The organism is Pseudomonas sp. SDO55104_S430 (assembly GCF_054070595.1).
This window is the reverse complement of sequence record NZ_JBSVXG010000033.1, coordinates 21,304-39,790: the sequence shown is the minus strand read 5'-3', so window position 1 is coordinate 39,790 and position 18,487 is coordinate 21,304. Positions and strand designations below refer to the sequence as shown.

The following is an 18,487-nucleotide window of genomic DNA, read 5'->3' as shown; positions in this document are numbered from 1 at the left end:
TTGCTCCTACAGAGACGACACCTTAACCCGGTAGGAGCGAGGCTTGCCCGCGAAGCTTTCCCGTTAACCTTAAGTTACAAAACCATCCCCAAATTTGAGTTATATACGGATAGCGCCCAATAGTGGCTATCTGCTGTCTGGCTGCGCCCGCGAATAAAAATAAGAAAACCAAGGGAGACTTCCAGTGAAGAGCTTGCTCTATCCCGCCGTCGCGCTGATGAACCGCTTGAGCTTCGGCATGAAGTTCAGCCTGATCAGTGTTCTGTTCCTGGTGCCGATGCTGGTGACCAACTTCTATCTGGTCCGTGATTCCTATCGCGAATTCCAGGGCACCCGCATTGAACTGCAGAGCCTCGATCTGTTGGGGCAGAGCGTGGAGCTGCGGCGTGATCTGGAGACCTTGAATAACCTGGTGCAGATCAACGTCGCCCTCGGTCAGTCGGCCAAGGCGGGCAATCTCGAATCGCAGATCAGCACGCTGGAACAGGGCATTTTGACGCGCATGCAGGCGTTGACGGCGATGACCACCGATCCGGAGCAGATCGCGGTATTCGACGGCAAGCGCGATGAAATGATCGCGGCGTTCAAGGCGCAGCAAGCGGAAAAATCCCTGCAAAGCAAAAGCGCCCTGACCGGCAAATTGCTCGGCAGCGCGCAGATCTTCAGTCAGATCATTGCCAGTCAGGCGGGCCTGAGCCGCGACAATCAAAGCGACATGCGTCAGCTCAGCGAACTCGCCACCACCGTGACGCCGCGCATTACCCAGATTCTGGGCGACGGCCGGGCCATCGGTTCTTCTTCCCTGGGCCAGGGCTTTCTCAATTCGGCATCGAGCACCCGATTCGATGAGCTGCTGTCGCAGATCGAAAAACTCCAGGGCGAATACAGCCTGAAGCTGCAGGACACCCTGGCCTCCAGCAAGGCCGCGCGGGACACCCTCAGCGTCGTGGCCGACAGCAGCAAGGCCTCGTTGAAAAAGGCCAGTGAGCTGTTTGAAGAGAAAGTGGTGATGGCCGACACCCTGGATACGCCGTGGCAGGGTTTTTACGATCAGGTCACCGGGTTGATGGACCAGACCTACCAGCTGAACGAGGCCACCCTGAAGTTTCTCGACATCCAGTTGCAGCAGCGTCTGGAGCAGAATCGCACCCTTATGATCCTGCAGGCGGTGGCGCTGTCGGTGGTGTTTGTACTGATTTTCTACCTGTACGGCGGCTTCTACGCCTCGACCCGCACCACCCTCAAGCGCCTTGGCGGGGTGATGGACAAGGTGGCGGCTGGCGACATGACCGTCACTTTCAGCGCCCACAGCAAGGATGAGCTGGGCGAATTGGGTGAGGTGTTCAACGGCACCGTAAAAAAAATCCATGACCTGATCGAGCGCGTGGGGCACACCGTCGGCGAAGTCGAGCGCCAGGCCGGACAGGTGGAGAATGTTTCGGCGCAGAGCAACCAGGCCGTGGCCGGGCAGCGCACGCAGATCGAGCAGGTCGCCACGGCGATGAACCAGATGTCCGCCACCTCCCTTGAGGTGGCGCGCAGTGCCGCCGCGGCGGTCAGCAGTGCCCACAGCGTCAATGATGAAACCATCAGCGGCCGTGGCCTGGTGCAGTCCCAGCAGGGCAGCATCGCCGCGCTGGCCAGCGAGATCGATCAATCGGTGCTGGTGATCAATCAACTGGCCAGCGACAGCCAGTCCATCAGCCGCGTGCTGGAGGTGATCAAGAGCATCGCCGAGCAGACCAACCTGCTGGCGCTCAATGCGGCGATCGAAGCGGCGCGGGCCGGGGAGCAGGGGCGTGGTTTCGCCGTGGTGGCGGACGAAGTACGAACCCTGGCCAAGCGCACCCAGCAATCGACCGAAGAAATCGAGCAGATGATCGCCAGGCTTCACGGCGGTGTCGGTGCTGCGGTGAAGGCCATGGGCATCAGCCATGAAATGGCCAATGGCACGGTGGGACAGTCGGAAAAGGTCCAGCAGGCCCTGGAAAATATCCTCGGCGCGGTGGGCATGATCGTCGATCAGAACCAGCAGATCGCGGCGGCCGTGGAGCAGCAGACCGCTGTAGCCCACGACATCGATCAGAACATCGTCGAGATCAACCGCGCCGGCGAGCGCACCGCCGAAGGCGCACACCAGACTGAGGATGCCAGCCGTGCGCTGTCGATGCAGGTGGTGGAGCTCAAGCAATTGATCGGTGCGTTCCGCGTTTAAACAGACACCACACCTCAAACTGTGGGAGCGAGCCTGCTCGCGATGGCATTTTCAGCTTCAACATCGTGTTGGCTGACAAACCGCTATCGCGAGCAGGCTCGCTCCCACAGGTCGGGTCCCACAGGCCAGATCTCGGAATTTCCCGTAATACTTTTGCCTTCTGTCAGTAGGCAAGCTCCTGATTCAATCCGCGCACTGGTTTTTCGTCTTCAATGAAAGATGATTCAGTTCACTGACAAAAAGGAGGCAGGGTCATGGCTGTTGCATCGCTTGGAATTCAGGGCCGCTGTGCCCATTGCCAGCGTACGATGACGCTCGAACCCTGGCAGCTCAATGCCATCTCCATCAACGAGTCGTTTACCTGCTCCAACTGCCAGAAAGCCCTGGAGCTGCGCGATCCGAAGCAGATCAAGCGCTTCAAATCCCTCGATTCGCTGGCCATGTTGAAGGCAAGTCTGCTGGTGATGATCTGCACAGCGCTGCTGGTGGCATTGGTGCTGGAGTGGGTTGGCCTGATCAGTGTCGTCGAGCAGTTGAATTACTCGCTGCTGGCGGTTTTCGTGTATTTCGTCGCCGTAGGATTTGCCCGCCATCGTCAGCACATGACTCTGATGCTAGAGGCCGCCAAGGCCCACGCTGACTGACTACCAGTTGAACAGTTCTCGCGCATTGGCCGTGCTGGCGCCCGCCAGTTGCTCGGGGCTGATCGCCATGATTTCCGCCAATGCCGCGCAGATCGCCGGCAAGTGCGCCGGGCTGTTGCGTTGACCGGGGAACATGGCGGGCGCCATGTCCGGTGAATCGGTTTCCAGCACCACCGACTCCAGCGGCAACTCGGCCAGCACCCGGTGCATGCGCAAGGCCTGGGGCCAGGTGGCGGCGCCGCCCAATCCCAGCTTGAAACCCAGCTTGATGTATTCCCGGGCTTCCTCACGGCTGCCGGCGAAGGCGTGGATGATGCCGGCGCGCTTGAGCTTGAAGCGTTTGAGCGTGGCGATCACCGCCGCATGGCTGCGTCGGACGTGGATCAGCGCTGGCAGATTGAAGTCCGCCGCCAGTTGCAGTTGTGCGTCGAACAACCCCTGCTGACGATCGCGATCCAGAGTTTCGATGAAGTAGTCCAGGCCGATTTCGCCCACGGCGCACAGCTGTCGATGTCCGGCCAGACGCGTCAGCCAGTCACCCAGTTCGGCCAGGTGCTCGGGGCGATGGTCGTCCAGATACACCGGGTGCAGGCCGAACGCGGCGTACAGATCCGGATCGCCTTGCACCAACTCCCAGACCCGCTGCCAATTGCCCTGATAAACCCCCAACACCACCATCTGGCGCACGCCGAGGGCGCGGCTTTCGCTCATCAGCGCCTGACGGTCGGCGTCGAAATCCGGGAAGTCCAGATGGGTGTGGGTGTCGATCAGTTCCACGGTTCAATCCTGGCGAATACGCTGCTTGAAGGTACGGGCGATGGCCTGTACGCCGGGCTGGTAATCAGACTGTTCGATGGCCGCCAGGGCCAGGGCCAGGGCTTTGTCGGCGATCAGTTGGTGCTGCTGGGCCATGGCGTTGACCGGCAACGGCAGGAAGTCCAGCAGTTGAGTGTCACCAAAGGTGCCCAGGCGTAGCGGGCGGGTTTTCAGCGGGAAATCATGCAAGGCATCGAACACGCCCTGGAGCAGCACGTAGGAAGTGGTCACCAGCGCTTCCGGCAAATGGCCGACACGCTGGAGCATTTCCTCCATCAACTGCTTGCCGCATTCACGGCTGAAGGATTCGCCGTGTTCGATCATCACTTCACCCGTATAACCGCTCAACGCCTGTTTAAAACCGGCGGCACGTTCCTGGCTGATGCTTAGTTCCGGACGGGCACCGATCAGGGCGATCTGTTTGGGCAGTGGATCCAGCAAGCTCTGGGTCAGGTGCAGGCTGGCCTCGCGGTCGTCGCTGATCACCGAGCAGAAGTGCTCTGGCTCCATCACCCGGTCGACGGCAATGATCGGGATGCCTTTGGCTTGCAACTGGCGATAGCTGTCGTCACCGACGGGCAGGCAACTGGCGACAATCAGCGCATCGCAGCGCCGGGCGCGGAACAGTTGGAGCAATTGTCGCTCGCTGTCTGGCGCGTCGTCGGAGCTGGCGATCAGCAGTTGGTAACCGCGCGCCCGGGCGCCTTGTTCAAGGAGCTTGGCGATGCGCGCGTAACTGGGGTTTTCCAGGTCCGGCAGAATGAAGCCCAACGTGCGGGTATGCCGGCTGCGCAGTCCGGCGGCCTGGGGATTGGGCGTGAAGCCGTGCTGGTCGACCACCGCACGCACGCGCTCGACGGTCGCGCTGCTGATGCGTTGCTGTTCGGCCTTGCCGTTGATGACATAGCTGGCGGTGGTAACGGACACACCGGCCAACTGGGCGATATCACTGAGTTTCAACCCGTTGTTTCCTTGTTTTTTCGAGCTTGCCCGACAGTTTCGCCAATCCTAACCGATTCAGATAGTCGACCCTTGTCGCAGCGCATCCGACAATTGGACTTTCCGATTTCACGGTTATCGATTAACGTGCCAATCATGCTAGATTAAACGTTTCAGCAAGCGTATTTTCAAGGTGATTGGTGCCCTTTTTTGATTTGTGCTCGGTTCTGCCGCGAAACTGCCAAATCTTGTCCTGAGACAGGCGCCTAAGCTGAATCATTCAAAACAATACCTGGTGTCCACAGGGCGCCAAAAAGGAGAAATCATGCTCGAGCTCACAGTGGAGCAGATATCCATGGGCCAGTCGGCTGTGGATAAGTCCGAGGCGTTGCAGTTGCTGGCCAGCCACCTGGTGGCCGACGGCCTGGTCGCCGAGGGTTACCTCGCCGGCTTGCAGGCGCGCGAAGCCCAGGGCTCGACCTTTCTTGGTCAAGGTATTGCCATCCCCCACGGCACTCCGCAAACCCGCGATCAGGTGTTCACAACCGGCGTGCGCCTGATGCAGTTTCCCGAGGGCGTGGATTGGGGGGACGGGCAGATCGTCTACCTGGCGATCGGTATCGCCGCCAAATCCGACGAACACCTGCGCCTGCTGCAACTGCTGACCCGCGCCCTCGGCGAGACCGATCTGGGCCAGGCCCTGCGTCGCGCCAGCTCTCCCGAAGCGTTGCTGAAACTGCTGCAAGGCGCGCCCCAGGAGTTGGCGCTGGATGCGCAGATGATCGGCCTGTCCGTTGCCGCCGAGGATTTCGAAGAACTGGTGTGGCGCGGTGCACGTCTTTTGCGCCAGGCCGACTGCGTCAGCAACGGTTTCTCCGCCGTGTTGCAGCAGGTCGAAGCGCTGCCGCTGGGCGATGGCTTGTGGTGGCTGCACAGCGAGCAGACCGTCAAGCGTCCAGGCCTGGCCTTCGTAACCCCGGACAAGCCCTTGCGCTACCTCGGCCAGCCGCTGAACGGTCTGTTCTGTCTGGCCAGCCTGGGCGAGGCGCATCAGGCCCTGCTCGAACGCCTGTGCGCGCTGCTGATTGAAGGTCGCGGCAATGAATTGGGCCGCGCCACCAGTTGCCGCGCGGTGCTCGAAGTGCTCGGCGGTGAATTGCCGGCGGACTGGCCGAGCGCCCGTATCGCCCTGGCCAATGCCCATGGTCTGCATGCGCGGCCGGCGAAAATCCTCGCGCAGCTGGCCAAGAGTTTCGAAGGCGAAATCCGCATCCGCATCGTCGATGGCCAGGACAGCGCCGTGTCGGTGAAGAGCCTGAGCAAGCTGCTCAGCCTCGGCGCCCGGCGCGGACAGGTGCTGGAAATCATCGCCGAGCCGAGCATCGCCGCCGATGCGTTGCCCGCATTGCTGGCCGCCATCGAAGAAGGCCTGGGCGAAGAGGTCGAGCCATTGCCGGCGGTGAGCCAGCCAGTCGAAGAAGTGGCCGATATTGCCGAGGTGTTGCTGGCCCCGGCCTCCGGCAGCCTGATTCAGGCCATCGCCGCCGCACCGGGTATCGCCATCGGCCCGGCGCACATTCAGGTGCAGCAGGCCATCGATTACCCTTTGCGCGGTGAGTCCGCCGCTGTCGAGCGTGAGCGTCTCAAGCAGGCGCTGGTGCAGGTGCGTGCCGACATTCAGGGCCTGATCGAACGCAGCAAGGCCAAGGCGATTCGCGAGATTTTCATCACCCACCAGGAAATGCTCGACGACCCGGAACTGACCGATGAAGTCGACACTCGCCTCAAGCAGGGCGAAAGCGCGGAAGCGGCGTGGATGTCGGTGATCGAAGCGGCCGCCCGGCAGCAGGAAGCCCTGCATGACGCGCTGCTCGCCGAGCGCGCCGCCGATTTGCGTGATGTGGGGCGTCGGGTGCTGGCGCAATTGTGTGGCGTGCAAACCCCGAGCGAACCCGAGCAACCCTACATTCTGGTGATGGATGAAGTCGGCCCGTCCGACGTGGCGCGCCTGGACCCGGCCCGGGTCGCCGGCATTCTCACCGCGCGCGGTGGCGCCACGGCCCACAGCGCCATCGTCGCCCGTGCCCTGGGCATTCCGGCGCTGGTCGGAGCAGGCGCGGCGGTATTGCTGCTGGCGCCAGGCACGCCGTTGCTGCTCGACGGGCAGCGCGGTCGACTGCATGTGGATGCCGACGCAAGCACCTTGCAGCGCGCCACCGAAGAGCGCGACACCCGCGAACAACGGCTCAAGGCGGCCGCCGAACAACGTCATCAACCAGCACATACAACAGATGGTCATGCCGTCGAAGTGGTGGCCAATATCGGCGAAAGCTCCGCGGTGGTGGCGGCGGTGGAGCAGGGCGCCGAAGGCATCGGCCTGCTGCGTACCGAACTGATTTTCATGGCCCATCAACAAGCGCCGGACGAAGCCACCCAGGAAGCCGAATACCGTCGCGTGCTCGATGGCCTCGCCGGGCGGCCGCTGGTGGTGCGCACCCTCGATGTCGGTGGCGACAAACCCTTGCCTTATTGGCCAATCGCCAAGGAAGAAAACCCGTTCCTCGGCGTGCGCGGCATTCGCCTGACCCTGCAAAGGCCGCAGATCATGGAGGCGCAATTGCGCGCCCTGCTGCGAGCCGCCGACAACCGCCCGCTGCGCATCATGTTTCCCATGGTCGGCAGCGTCGACGAGTGGCGCCAGGCCCGGCACATGACCCAGCGCCTGCGCCGGGAAATCCCGGTGGCTGACCTGCAACTGGGGATCATGATCGAAGTGCCGTCGGCCGCCCTGCTGGCGCCGGTGCTGGCCAAGGAGGTCGACTTCTTCAGCGTCGGCACCAACGACCTGACGCAATACACCCTGGCCATCGACCGCGGTCATCCGACCCTGTCGGCCCAGGCCGATGGTCTGCACCCGGCGGTGCTGCAACTGATCGACATCACCGTGCGCGCGGCCCATGCCCATGGCAAATGGGTGGGCGTGTGCGGCGAGCTGGCGGCGGATCCCTTGGCGGTGCCGGTGCTGGTCGGGCTGGGAGTGGATGAGCTGAGCGTGGGCGCGCGCAGCATTCCCGAGGTCAAGGCGCGGGTTCGCGAACTCAGCCTGAGCCAGGCCAGAAATCTCGCCCAGGAAGCGCTCGCCGTGGGCAGCGCCAATGAAGTACGTGCATTAGTGGAGGCCCTGTAATGGCCAGGATTCTGACCCTGACCCTCAACCCGGCGCTGGATCTGACGGTGCAGTTGCCGCGCCTGGAACCCGGTCAGGTCAACCGCAGCGACGTCATGCACACCCACGCCGCCGGTAAAGGGGTGAACGTGGCGCAGGTGCTGGCGGACCTCGGGCATCAGCTGACGGTCAGCGGTTTTCTCGGTGAAGACAATCTGCAGGCGTTCGAAACCCTGTTCGCCAAACGCGGTTTCACCGACGCGTTCATCCGCGTGCCCGGCGAGACCCGCAGCAATATCAAGCTGGCGGAAGGCGACGGACGCATCACCGATCTCAACGGTCCCGGACCCAAGGTCAGCGCAGAGGCGCAGCAGGCCTTGCTCGAGCGTCTGGAGCAGATTGCCCCGGAGCATGACGCGGTCGTAGTCGCCGGCAGTCTGCCCCAGGGCGTCAGCCCGCAGTGGTTGCAGGGTTTGATCCTGCGTTTGAAAAACCTCGGTTTGAAAGTCGCCCTCGACACCAGCGGCGAGGCGTTGGCCGCCGCGCTCAAGGCCGGCCCCTGGCTGATCAAACCCAACACCGAAGAGCTTGCCGAAGTGCTCGGTTGCGAAGTGGTATCGGTGCTGGCACAGGCCGAGGCCGCGAATCGTCTGCATGCGCAAGGCATCGAACATGTCGTGGTTTCCCACGGTGCCGATGGTGTGAACTGGTTCAGCGTCGGCTCGGCGCTGCATGCCACGCCGCCCAAGGTCAGCGTCGCCAGTACGGTGGGCGCGGGAGACTCGCTGTTGGCAGGCATGCTCCACGGTTTACTCAGTGCCGACACCCCTGAGCAAACCCTGCGCACGGCCACGGCGATTGCCGCGATGGCGGTGACCCAGATCGGTTTCGGCATCGGCGATACGGCGCAACTGGCGCTGCTTGAACAGGGTGTGCGCGTGCGCCCCCTGACAGAACAATAAGAGGGTTGGTCATGAAGTTAGCCATTGTTACTGCCTGCCCCAACGGCATGGTCACCAGTGTGCTGTGCGCCCGTCTGCTGGACGCGGCGGCCCAGCGCCAGGGCTGGATGACCTGCGTCGAAGTCAGCGATGCAACGCATCCTGAGCGTCAGTTGTCGGCGGCCACGCTGGAGGCGGCCGAGTGGGTGTTGCTGGTGACCAGCACCCCGGTGGACATGTCGCGATTCGTCGGCAAACGCGTCTACCAGAGCACCCCGGCCCAGGCCCTGCAGGACGTGGAGGCGGTGCTGCGCCGAGGCGCCGAAGAGGCGACGGTCTATCACGCACCTGAAGCTGTCGTCGCACCTGCGCCGGTCACCGCCAACGCCCCGAGACTGGTTGCAGTCACCGCGTGCCCGACCGGTGTCGCCCACACCTTCATGGCCGCCGAAGCTTTGCAACAGGCGGCCAAGCGCCTGGGTTATGACCTGCAGGTGGAAACCCAGGGCTCGGTCGGCGCGCGCAATCCGCTCAGTGCCCAAGCAATTGCCGATGCCGACGTGGTGCTGCTGGCGGCGGACATCGAAGTCGCCACCGAGCGTTTCGCCGGCAAGAAAATCTACCGCTGCGGCACCGGCATCGCCCTCAAGCAGGCCGAGGCCACCCTGAACAAGGCGCTGGCCGAAGGCGTGCAGGAAAGCGCATCGACCGGCGCGAAAGCCCCGGCCAAGTCAGAGAAGGCCGGGATCTACAAACACCTGCTGACCGGTGTGTCGTTCATGTTGCCGATGGTGGTGGCGGGCGGTCTGATGATCGCGCTGTCGTTCGTGTTCGGCATCACCGCGTTCAAGGAGCAGGGCACCCTTGCCGCCGCCCTGATGCAGATCGGCGGCGACACTGCGTTCAAGCTGATGGTGCCGTTGCTGGCCGGTTACATCGCCTACTCGATTGCCGACCGTCCTGGCCTGGCGCCGGGGATGATCGGCGGTCTGCTCGCCAGCACCCTGGGCGCCGGTTTCATCGGTGGGATCATTGCCGGTTTCATCGCCGGCTACACGGCCCAGGCGATCAACCGTTATGCGCGCTTACCGCAGAGTCTGGAGGCGCTGAAACCGATCCTGATCATCCCGTTGCTGGCCAGTCTGTTCACCGGTCTGGTGATGATTTACGTGGTTGGCAAACCGGTGGCGGGGATGCTTGAAGGGCTGACGCATTTCCTCGACAGCATGGGTACCACCAACGCGATTCTGCTCGGCGTGTTGCTGGGCGGGATGATGTGCGTCGACCTTGGCGGGCCGATCAACAAGGCCGCGTATGCCTTCTCGGTGGGGCTGCTGGCGTCGCAGAGTTATGCACCGATGGCCGCGACCATGGCTGCCGGCATGGTGCCGCCGATTGGCCTGGGGATCGCGACCTTCATCGCTCGGCGCAAGTTCGCCCAGACTGAACGTGAAGCCGGGAAAGCGGCGCTGGTGCTGGGGTTGTGCTTCATCTCCGAAGGTGCGATTCCGTTCGCCGCCAAGGACCCGTTGCGGGTGATCCCGGCGAGCATCGCCGGCGGTGCGTTGACCGGTGCCATGTCGATGTATTTCGGCTGCAAGCTGATGGCGCCCCACGGTGGTTTGTTCGTGCTGGCGATCCCGAATGCGATCAACCATGCGTTGCTGTATCTGCTGGCGATCGTGGCGGGGAGTTTGTTGACGGCGGTGGTGTATGCGCTGGTCAAGCGGCCGGAGGTGGTGGAGCTGGCGGTTGAGCCCGTCAGCGCATAATCGCCCTCTACTGTAGGAGCGAGCATGCTCGCGATGAACGCATAAACACCGCGGGGCATCAGGCCTCCAGCGTTATCGTTGACGACCATCGCGAGCATGCTCGCTCCTACAGGGTCAGGGGTGTGTCATCTGTGAGACATCCAGCCATGCTTAAGTTTTTCCTTTTTCAGGGAGAACACCATGAGCGAATTCAACCTCGGACGTCGCCGTGTCGTGCAGGCCGTCGGCGCCGGGCTGTTGTTGCCGGGGCTGGCGCCGGCGGTGATCGCTTCGGTCAAGGATCGTCCAAAACTCACCGATGGCGTGCAGTCCGGCGACCTGCTCGGTGACCGCGCAATCATCTGGAGCCGCTGCGATCGTCCGGCGCGGATGGTGGTGGAGTGGGACACCCGCAGCCTGTTTCCCAATCCCCGTCGATTCGTTTCGCCGCTGGCCGATGCCCGCAGCGATTTCACCGCTCGGGTCGAGCTGACCGGGCTGCCCGCCGACCAGGCGATTTTCTACCGCGTGCAATTCGAAGACGCCCAGAGCGGTGTCGCCAGTGAACCCTGGTTCGGCCATCTGCGCAGCGTGCCGCAGACCCGTCGCGACCTCCGTTTCGTCTGGAGCGGCGACACCGTCGGCCAGGGCTTCGGCATCAACCCGGACATCGGCGGCATGCGCATCTACGAAGCCATGCGTCTGCGCCTGCCGGACTTCTTTATCCACAGCGGCGACACCATCTACGCCGACGGCCCTGTGCCGGCGCAACTGGTCACCGAGAGCGGGCGGGTGTGGCGCAACATCACCACCGAGGCCAAGAGCAAAGTCGCCGAAACCCTCGATGATTACCGGGGCAATTACCGATACAACCTGATGGACGAAAACATCCGCCGCTTCAACGCCGAAGTGCCGCAGATCTGGCAGTGGGACGACCACGAGGTGGTGAACAACTGGTCGCCGGGCAAGCAGCTGGATGAGCGTTATAAGAGCAAGGATATCCACAGCCTGGTGGATCGCGCGCGGCAGGCCTGGCTCGAATATGCACCGATGCGTTTGCAGAGCGCCGACGCTGGCGGGCGGATTTACCGTCAGCTCAGCTATGGGCCGCTGCTGGATGTGTTCGTGCTCGACATGCGCAGTTATCGCGACGCCAACGACGACAATCTGGGCGCTGCCAAACCCTTCCTGGGGCGCGAGCAGTTGGACTGGTTGAAGGCGTCGCTCAAGGCCTCGAACGCCCAATGGAAGGTGATCGCCGCCGACATGCCCATCTGCCTCGGCGTGCCAGATGGTGAGGTCAGTCCCGGTGTGGCTCGTTGGGAAGCAGTGGCCAACGGTGACCCGGGGCCTGCCCAGGGACGGGAGCTGGAAGTGGCCGAGTTGCTGGGGTTTCTGCGGGCGCAGCAGGTGCGCAACTTCGTGTTCCTGACGGCGGATGTGCATTACTGCGCGGCCCATCACTACCACCCGGATCGCGCGGCGTTTCAGGATTTCGAGCCGTTCTGGGAATTCGTCGCCGGGCCTTTGAATGCAGGGACGTTCGGGCCCAATCCGCTGGACAGAACCTTTGGTCCGGAGGTGGTGTTCCAGAAAGCACCGACGGCGCAGAACGTTTCGCCGTTTGCCGGATTTCAGTTTTTCGGTGAGGTGAACATCGAGGGGCAGAGCGGGGAGATGAGCGTGGTGTTGCGGGATCTGGATGGGGTTTTGGTTTTTGAGCAGAAGCTGCAACCTACACCGTAACCTGTAGGAGCGAGCATGCTCGCGATGGTCGTCAACGATAACGCTGGAGGCCTGATGCCCCGCGGCGTTCATGCGTTCATCGCGAGCGTGCTCGCTCCTACAGGAATCTATCAATACACGTCGCGGCGGTAGCGGCCCTGTTCGATCAGACGCTCGACTTCGGCAGCGCCGAGAATTTCGTTCAACACCTGATCCACCCCCGAGGCCATGCCTTGCAGGCTGCCGCAGATGTAGATCACGGCACCGTCCGCCAGCCACTTCCTCAGTTCAGCGGCCGATTCGCGCAGGCGATCCTGGACGTAGATCTTTTCCGCCTGGTCCCGGGAAAACGCCAGATCCAGGCGTTGCAGGTCGCCTTCAATCAGCCAGTCTTCCAGCTCCCTGCGGCACAGGAAATCGTGCTCGCGGTTGCGCTCGCCGAACAGCAGCCAATGGCGTTGCTGACCATCGGCAATCCGCGCCTTGAGCAGGCTGCGCAGTCCGGCAAGGCCGGTGCCGTTGCCCAACAGGATCATCGGCACCGCTTCGTTCGGCAGATGGAAACCACTGTTGCGGCGCACCCGCAGGCTGATGCTGCCGCCGACCGGCGCATGTTCGGTGAGCCAGCCGGAGCCGACGCCGAGGCTGCCATCCGGGTGCATTTCCTGACGCACGATCAGTTCGAGAATGCCGTCGGCGGCGATCGAGGCGATGGAGTATTCACGCATCGCCAACGGCACCAGCGCATCCACCAACGCCTGGGCGTGCAGGCCGACCAGATGGCTGCGGTTCTCGGGCAACTGCTTGCTGGCAAGGGCTTGCTCCAGCGGTTGCGACAAGCCGTCGAGCGTGATGCTCGCGCGACCATCGATGCCCAGGCCTTCGAGGAAATGTTCAATAGCCCAAGGGCAGTTGCGCGGCAGCACTTCCACCAGATCACCGGCCAGCCAACTGCTGGTGGTCGGTGCGGTAAGGCCCAACAGATAGACAGGCGCGCCGGCGCTTTCCGGGTTGAGCAGTTCGCGACGGGTCAGGGTCCAGTTCTCGTAGCTCGGGGCTTGCCAGGTATCCACCGGTGCCTGGCCGGTCAGCATGCCGAGTTGCTGCTGCCAGTGGCGCAAGGTGTACGGATCGCCGCTGTCGACTTCCACCGGGGCGAACAGCGTCTTGCCGCCGTGCTCGCCCAGCCAGTTGTGCAGGCGGCGGGCGAAGCCGCAGAAGTGCTCGTACTGACGGTCGCCGAGGCCCAACACCGCGTAGTTCAGGCTGTCCAGGCTCAGCGCCCGGCCCAGCACCTTGCGCTCGAAACCACGGGCGCTGTCCGGTGCTTCGCCGTCGCCGAAGGTGCTGACCACGAACAGTGCGTTGCTCGAGTCCTTGAGGTCCTGTTCGCTGGTGTTCGCCAGCGGCTGCACCTTCACCGGCAACCCGGCGGCCTGCAATTGGCCGGCGGTCTGCCACGCCAGCTGTTCGGCAAAACCGCTCTGGCTGGCGAAGCTGATCAGCCACGCAGGAGCATCGCTGCCCGGTTGCGCCAGGCCTATGCGCGCGTCCTTGATCTGGCGCTTCTTGCGTCGACGGTCGAGGTAGAGCATCCAGCCGGTGACGAAGAACAGCGGCATGGTCAGGGCGGTGATGGTCAGGATGACGCGTCCGCCGATGCCGAAGTAACTCCCGGTGTGCAGTGCATAGATGCTGGTCAGCAACTGCGCCTTGAAGCTCTTGTCGCTGTAGCGGTCGTGGCGTTTGATCGCACCGGTGACCGGGTCCAGGGTGATCTGGTTGAGGGCGCGGTCGTGGGGCGAATCTTTCAAGAGGTAGTAAACAGTTGCCGGCTGGCCGGCCACGGGTGGCATGCGGGTGTTGTAGAAACTGAGGTCGGGACCGGCCGCGCTATAGATGCTGCTCCATATGGCTGAATAGTCGGCGGTTGGCGCCGGACCACTGGGTGCCGGGCCGCGATTGCGAACGCGTTCGTTCTGAGGCGAATCGGAGAGCAACTGAGTCAGGCCCTTGCTGTACCACTCGTAGGACCAAAACAACCCGGTCAACGCTGACAGGAGGTAAAACACCAGGCACCAGGTGCCGGCGACAGAGTGCAGATCCCAGTTGAAGCTGCGGCCTTTTTTCTTCCAGTCGAGGGTCAGCCAGACGCGCCAGCTGTTCCACTGGCGCGGCCAGCGCAGGTACAGGCCGGACAGGCAGAAGAACACCAGGATCAGGGTGCAGGCGCCGGTGATCTGGCGACCGGTGTCACCCATGGCGAGGAAGCGGTGCAGTTGCAGCATCAGGCCGAAGAATTGCTGGCCGGTGGCATCGCCCAGGAGCTCGCCGGTGTACGGGTCAAAGAAGCGCATCGGGCCGCGGCGCTCGCCTGGCGGCGGGGTGAAGAACGCGCGGGCGGCAACGTCGCTGTCGATGTCCACCGAGAGCATGGCGACTTTCAGGCCCGTGGCGGCCTGGACCTTTTCCACCAGTTCGGCGGGCGGCAGCACACCGGCGACCTGTTTCTGCACCTGCAATACCGAAGGGTTTATTGCGTACAGAATTTCATCCTGAAACGACACCGTCGCCCCGGTGATGCCCATCAGGGCCAGGACCAGTCCGGCGCTGATGCCAAAAAACCAGTGCAACTGGAACAGGGTTTTCTTCAACACGTCGCTCGCCTTGTTCATTCGAAGATAATCATCACGGCGCGCATTATGCTGCCGCGGGTTGTCGAGAAACATTCTTTTTTACACACGAAAGCCCCGTTCACCTGAATGAACGGGGCCTCAGCCGGATCCCTTGCAGAAGCGAGCTTGCTCGCGATGGAGGTCGTGACACCGCTGGGTGTCAGGCTGCCAACGTCATCGTTGACGACCATCGCGGGCAAGCCACGCTCCCACAGGGATTGCGGGGCACCAACACCATCGCAACTCCGTACCTGTAGGAGCCGAGCTTGCTCGCGATGGAGGTGCTGACACCGCTGGGTGTCAGGCTGTCAGCGTCATCGTTGACGACCATCGCGAGCAGGCTCGCTCCCACAGGGATCGCGGGGTGCTACAGGTATTGCGCCGCTTCTGTATTAGAAGTGGAAGTTGGTGCTCAACAGCGCCGTACGGCCCGCCGCCTGGTTGGCGAAGTGGGTCGAGAAGGCTTTGTCGTAGTAGGTTTCGTCGGTCAGGTTCTGCACGTTCAGTTGCAGGTCGATGTTTTTGGTCAGCTTGTAGGCCGCCATCGCGTCGTAACGGACGTAGGAGTCGACCATGGTGGTGTTGGCCACGCTGCCGAAGACGTCGTCGACGTAGAACGCACCACCGCCGATGGTCAGCTTCGGCGTGACCTGATAGGTCGTCCACAGGCTGGCGCTGTTCTTCGGCGTGTTCGGCAACTCGTTGCCATTGTTCGCCCGGTTGGCCGGCAGATCACCGCCGTCAACCTGCTCGCTGTCCATGTAGGCGTAGCCGGCGAACACTTGCCATTTGTCGGTGAGCTTGCCGGTGGCCGACAGTTCGAAACCTTGAACGCGGGTCTTGCCGACGTTTTCGTAGGTGGTGGTGTTGGTCTGCACGCGAGCGTTTTCTTTCTCGGTGCGGAAGATGTCGGCGGTCAGCGACAGACGATCATTCAACAGGTCCCACTTGGTACCGATCTCGTAGTTCTTGGTGGTTTCCGGCTCCATGTCGCTGCTCAGCAGATTGCCGCTGCGATCCGGCGTGCCGCCCAGCGGGTTGCCTTCCTGGCCTTCGCCGAGGGTCGCGCCCGGTGGCGTGGCGGAAGTGGCGTAGGACACATAGATGCTGCCGTTTTCCGCCGGCTTGTAGACCACGCCGAACTGACCGGTCACGAACTCGCTGACGTCATCGCCCTTGGCGGTGGTGGCGCCGGCGGCGGTGTAAGTCTTGTATTCGGTGTCGAAGTGGTCGTAACGCAGACCCATGTTCACCAGCCACTGCTCGGACAGCTCCAGGGTGTCGAACACATACAGCGCGTAAGTGTTGGCCTTGGTGTCGGTGCCGGCGTAGTTGCGCGAAATCGCGCCGTTCCATGGATCGCTCGGGATCGGGTTGGACAGCGAGGTGCAGTTGTAGCCGCTTGGCGCGCCGATCAGCGCAGGCGAGCAGTTGGTGGTGGCGGCTGCGGTGCCCGGCGTGGTGTCGGTGTTGACGTTGTACGAGGACTTTTCGCTTTCCTCGCGGCTCAACTCGATACCGGTGGCGAAGCTGTTCTTGAAGCCTGCGATGTACACATCACCAAACAGGTCGGTCTGGTTGGTGGTGGTCTCGGTGTTGCTCACGCGGGTGTTGGCCCGGCGCCAGACGCTGCCGTTGTTGACGTTGCCCTTGCTGTCGTCCGGCTGGGTCAGGATGTAGTCCTGCATGCTGGAGCCGTGACGAAGGGTGTTCTTGACGGTCAGTGCGTCGGTCAGGTCGTGCTCGATGGCGATGGTCGCGGTGTCGGTACGACCCTTGCGGAAATCGCGGTCGGTCAAGCCATAGAAGTTGCTGCTGTCGCCGCCGTCCTGCGGTTTGTCCGGGTTGGACTTGGTACGGGCAGCCGAACCTGCGGTCGGGATCGAGTAAGGGATGCCCGAATCCGGCGTGTCATTGCTTTCCAGATGGTAGTAGTCGAGGTTGACGCGGGTGTCGGTGCCCAGGCCGAAGGCCAGGGAAGGCGCGATGCCCCAACGGTCGTAATCGACGCTCTGGCGGCCGGCGACGTTGCTTTCGTGGCTCATCAGGTTCAGACGGCCGGCGGCGGTGTCGGAGAACTGATAGTTGCCGTCCAGGGTGTAACGCTGGGTCTGGTCCGAACCCCAGGTGAAACCACCGTCGAAAGAGTTGCCCAGGTGCGCTTTCTTGCTCACCAGGTTGATGCTGCCGCCCGCTGCGCCACGACCGCCGATGGCGGAGTTCGGGCCCTTGCTGACTTCGATCGATTCTACGGCGAAGATTTCACGGCTCTGGGAACCGGTGTCGCGCACGCCGTCCAGGTAGGTGTCGCCTTGGGCATCGAAGCCGCGAATGAACGGCCGGTCGCCCTGCGGGTTGCCACCTTCACCGGCACCGAAGGTGATGCCCGGAACGGTGCGCAGCGCGTCCTGCATGTTCAGGGCGCCGGTGTCTTTCAGAACCTGTTGCGGGATGACGGTGATCGAACGCGGAGTGTCGACCAGCGGCGCGGTGTACTTGGGCGAAGAGGCTTTCTCGACGTTGTAGGAGGTCTCGTCCTGGGCTTCGCCGGTGATCGCGGTAGCGCCCAGCGACAGGGTGCTGCGCGGTGCTTTCTGGTCGGTTTGTTCAGCAGCGAAGACCATGTGGCCCGCAGAACCGGCAGTGATCGCCACGCCAATGGCGGAGGCGAGCAGACGTGGTGAACTGACCGGTAGTGGTGGGTATTGCCGTGACATGTGATTCCCCTTCCCCAAGGATTTGAGGCCGCGGAATATAGGGGAGACGCGTATTTGTATCAATTGCGAAACGTTACTATTCGCAGATAATTTACATTCTTTACAATTTATCCTTACGGTTTTTACAGTTTCATTCGTCTGCCGGGTTTTACACAGGCAATAAGAATCAATACCATTGGCGCCCTTTGGTTTTCAGGCGTCCTTTCCATGCTGCTGCACATTCCCAGCGTGTTCGACAAAGAAGAAGTGCAGCGCATTCGCGAGGCTCTGGAACAGGCCGATTGGGCCGACGGCAAGATCACCGCCGGCTACCAGTCGGCCAAGGCCAAGCACAATTTGCAGTTGCCGGAAGGTCATCCACTGGCCAAGGAGATTGGCGCGGCGATGCTTGATCGCCTGTGGAAAAATCCACAGTTCATGTCAGCCGCGCTGCCCCACAAAGTCTTTCCTCCGTTAGTGAACTGTTACACGGCGGGTGGCAGCTTCGACTTCCACATCGACAACGCCGTGCGCCAGCCCCAGGGCAGCGTCGAGCGAGTGCGGACCGATCTGTCGGCCACTCTATTCTTCAGCGAGCCCGAGGACTACGACGGCGGCGAACTGGAGATTCAGGACACCTACGGCACCCAGCGGGTGAAACTGCCCGCGGGCGACATGGTGCTGTACCCCGGCACCAGCCTGCACAAGGTCAATGCGGTGACTCGCGGCGCCCGATATGCCTCGTTCTTCTGGACTCAGAGCCTCGTACGCGAAGACAGCCAGCGTGCGCTGCTGTTTGAAATGGACGGGGCGATCCGCCAACTGACCCAGGACGTACCGGACCACCCCTCGCTGGTCCGCCTGACCGGCACCTATCACAACCTGCTGCGCCGTTGGGTTGATGTATGAGGGGTGAGAT

At 62.6% G+C, this 18,487-nt stretch carries 12 protein-coding genes; 7 read left to right on the top strand and 5 right to left on the bottom strand.

The genetic code is table 11. The features are described 5' to 3' along the window. The first annotated feature begins 184 nt into the window (after positions 1-184). Positions 185-2,215, top strand: a complete 2,031-nt coding sequence (locus ACW9JE_RS08995) for a methyl-accepting chemotaxis protein (RefSeq protein WP_457432549.1) — start codon at positions 185-187, stop codon at positions 2,213-2,215. A 254-nt stretch (positions 2,216-2,469) separates the two neighbouring features. Next, complete coding sequence (locus ACW9JE_RS08990; protein WP_457432548.1) at positions 2,470-2,859, top strand: hypothetical protein; 390 nt, start codon at positions 2,470-2,472, stop codon at positions 2,857-2,859. Here ACW9JE_RS08990 and ACW9JE_RS08985 read toward each other — a convergent pair whose 3' ends face one another. After that, on the bottom strand, positions 2,860-3,636 hold the full coding sequence (locus ACW9JE_RS08985; RefSeq protein ID WP_457432547.1) for a TatD family hydrolase: 777 nt from the start codon (positions 3,634-3,636) through the stop codon (positions 2,860-2,862). A gap of 3 nt (positions 3,637-3,639) precedes the next feature. Further along, complete coding sequence (gene cra / locus ACW9JE_RS08980; protein ID WP_224536266.1) at positions 3,640-4,635, bottom strand: catabolite repressor/activator; 996 nt, start codon at positions 4,633-4,635, stop codon at positions 3,640-3,642. A gap of 304 nt (positions 4,636-4,939) precedes the next feature. Between cra and ptsP the strand changes: the two genes are divergently transcribed. From ptsP to ACW9JE_RS08960, 4 genes are all read left to right on the top strand, one after another. After that, positions 4,940-7,801 (top strand): phosphoenolpyruvate--protein phosphotransferase, encoded by a 2,862-nt coding sequence (ptsP, locus tag ACW9JE_RS08975; RefSeq protein WP_457432546.1) that lies wholly within the window; start codon positions 4,940-4,942, stop codon positions 7,799-7,801. Further along, positions 7,801-8,742 (top strand): 1-phosphofructokinase, encoded by a 942-nt coding sequence (gene pfkB / locus ACW9JE_RS08970; protein WP_224536271.1) that lies wholly within the window; start codon positions 7,801-7,803, stop codon positions 8,740-8,742. The genes ptsP and pfkB overlap by 1 nt, the downstream gene beginning before the upstream one ends. 11 nt (positions 8,743-8,753) lie before the next feature. After that, positions 8,754-10,493 (top strand): PTS fructose-like transporter subunit IIB, encoded by a 1,740-nt coding sequence (locus ACW9JE_RS08965; RefSeq protein WP_224536273.1) that lies wholly within the window; start codon positions 8,754-8,756, stop codon positions 10,491-10,493. Between the two features lie 180 nt (positions 10,494-10,673). Next, on the top strand, positions 10,674-12,218 hold the full coding sequence (locus ACW9JE_RS08960) for an alkaline phosphatase D family protein (protein WP_457432545.1): 1,545 nt from the start codon (positions 10,674-10,676) through the stop codon (positions 12,216-12,218). Between the two features lie 110 nt (positions 12,219-12,328). On the opposite strand, the gene ACW9JE_RS08955 is transcribed toward ACW9JE_RS08960, so the two are convergent. From ACW9JE_RS08955 to ACW9JE_RS08945, 3 genes are all read right to left on the bottom strand, one after another. Continuing rightward, a complete protein-coding gene (locus tag ACW9JE_RS08955) occupies positions 12,329-14,854 on the bottom strand; it encodes a PepSY domain-containing protein (RefSeq protein WP_457432550.1) in 2,526 nt (841 codons plus the stop codon). A 14-nt stretch (positions 14,855-14,868) separates the two neighbouring features. Beyond that, positions 14,869-15,072, bottom strand: coding sequence for a hypothetical protein (locus ACW9JE_RS08950; protein ID WP_457432544.1), 204 nt, complete (start codon positions 15,070-15,072; stop codon positions 14,869-14,871). A gap of 192 nt (positions 15,073-15,264) precedes the next feature. Beyond that, positions 15,265-17,589: a TonB-dependent receptor gene (locus tag ACW9JE_RS08945; RefSeq protein ID WP_457432543.1), complete on the bottom strand. Its 2,325-nt coding sequence runs from the start codon at positions 17,587-17,589 to the stop codon at positions 15,265-15,267. A gap of 207 nt (positions 17,590-17,796) precedes the next feature. Here ACW9JE_RS08945 and ACW9JE_RS08940 point away from each other — a divergent pair, with 207 nt between their 5' ends. Then, positions 17,797-18,477, top strand: a complete 681-nt coding sequence (locus ACW9JE_RS08940) for a Fe2+-dependent dioxygenase (protein ID WP_457432542.1) — start codon at positions 17,797-17,799, stop codon at positions 18,475-18,477. Positions 18,478-18,487 lie beyond the last annotated feature (10 nt).

Excerpts from the sequence above, each read along its gene's own strand:
- ACW9JE_RS08960 (WP_457432545.1), top strand. The coding sequence starts at position 10,674 with ATGAGCGAATTCAACCTCGGACGTCGCCGTGTCGTGCAGGCCGTCGGC.
- ACW9JE_RS08940 (WP_457432542.1), top strand. The coding sequence starts at position 17,797 with ATGCTGCTGCACATTCCCAGCGTGTTCGACAAAGAAGAAGTGCAGCGC.
- ACW9JE_RS08965 (WP_224536273.1), top strand. The coding sequence starts at position 8,754 with ATGAAGTTAGCCATTGTTACTGCCTGCCCCAACGGCATGGTCACCAGT.
- ACW9JE_RS08945 (WP_457432543.1), bottom strand. The coding sequence starts at position 17,589 with ATGTCACGGCAATACCCACCACTACCGGTCAGTTCACCACGTCTGCTC.
- ptsP (WP_457432546.1), top strand. The coding sequence starts at position 4,940 with ATGCTCGAGCTCACAGTGGAGCAGATATCCATGGGCCAGTCGGCTGTG.
- pfkB (WP_224536271.1), top strand. The coding sequence starts at position 7,801 with ATGGCCAGGATTCTGACCCTGACCCTCAACCCGGCGCTGGATCTGACG.
- ACW9JE_RS08990 (WP_457432548.1), top strand. The coding sequence starts at position 2,470 with ATGGCTGTTGCATCGCTTGGAATTCAGGGCCGCTGTGCCCATTGCCAG.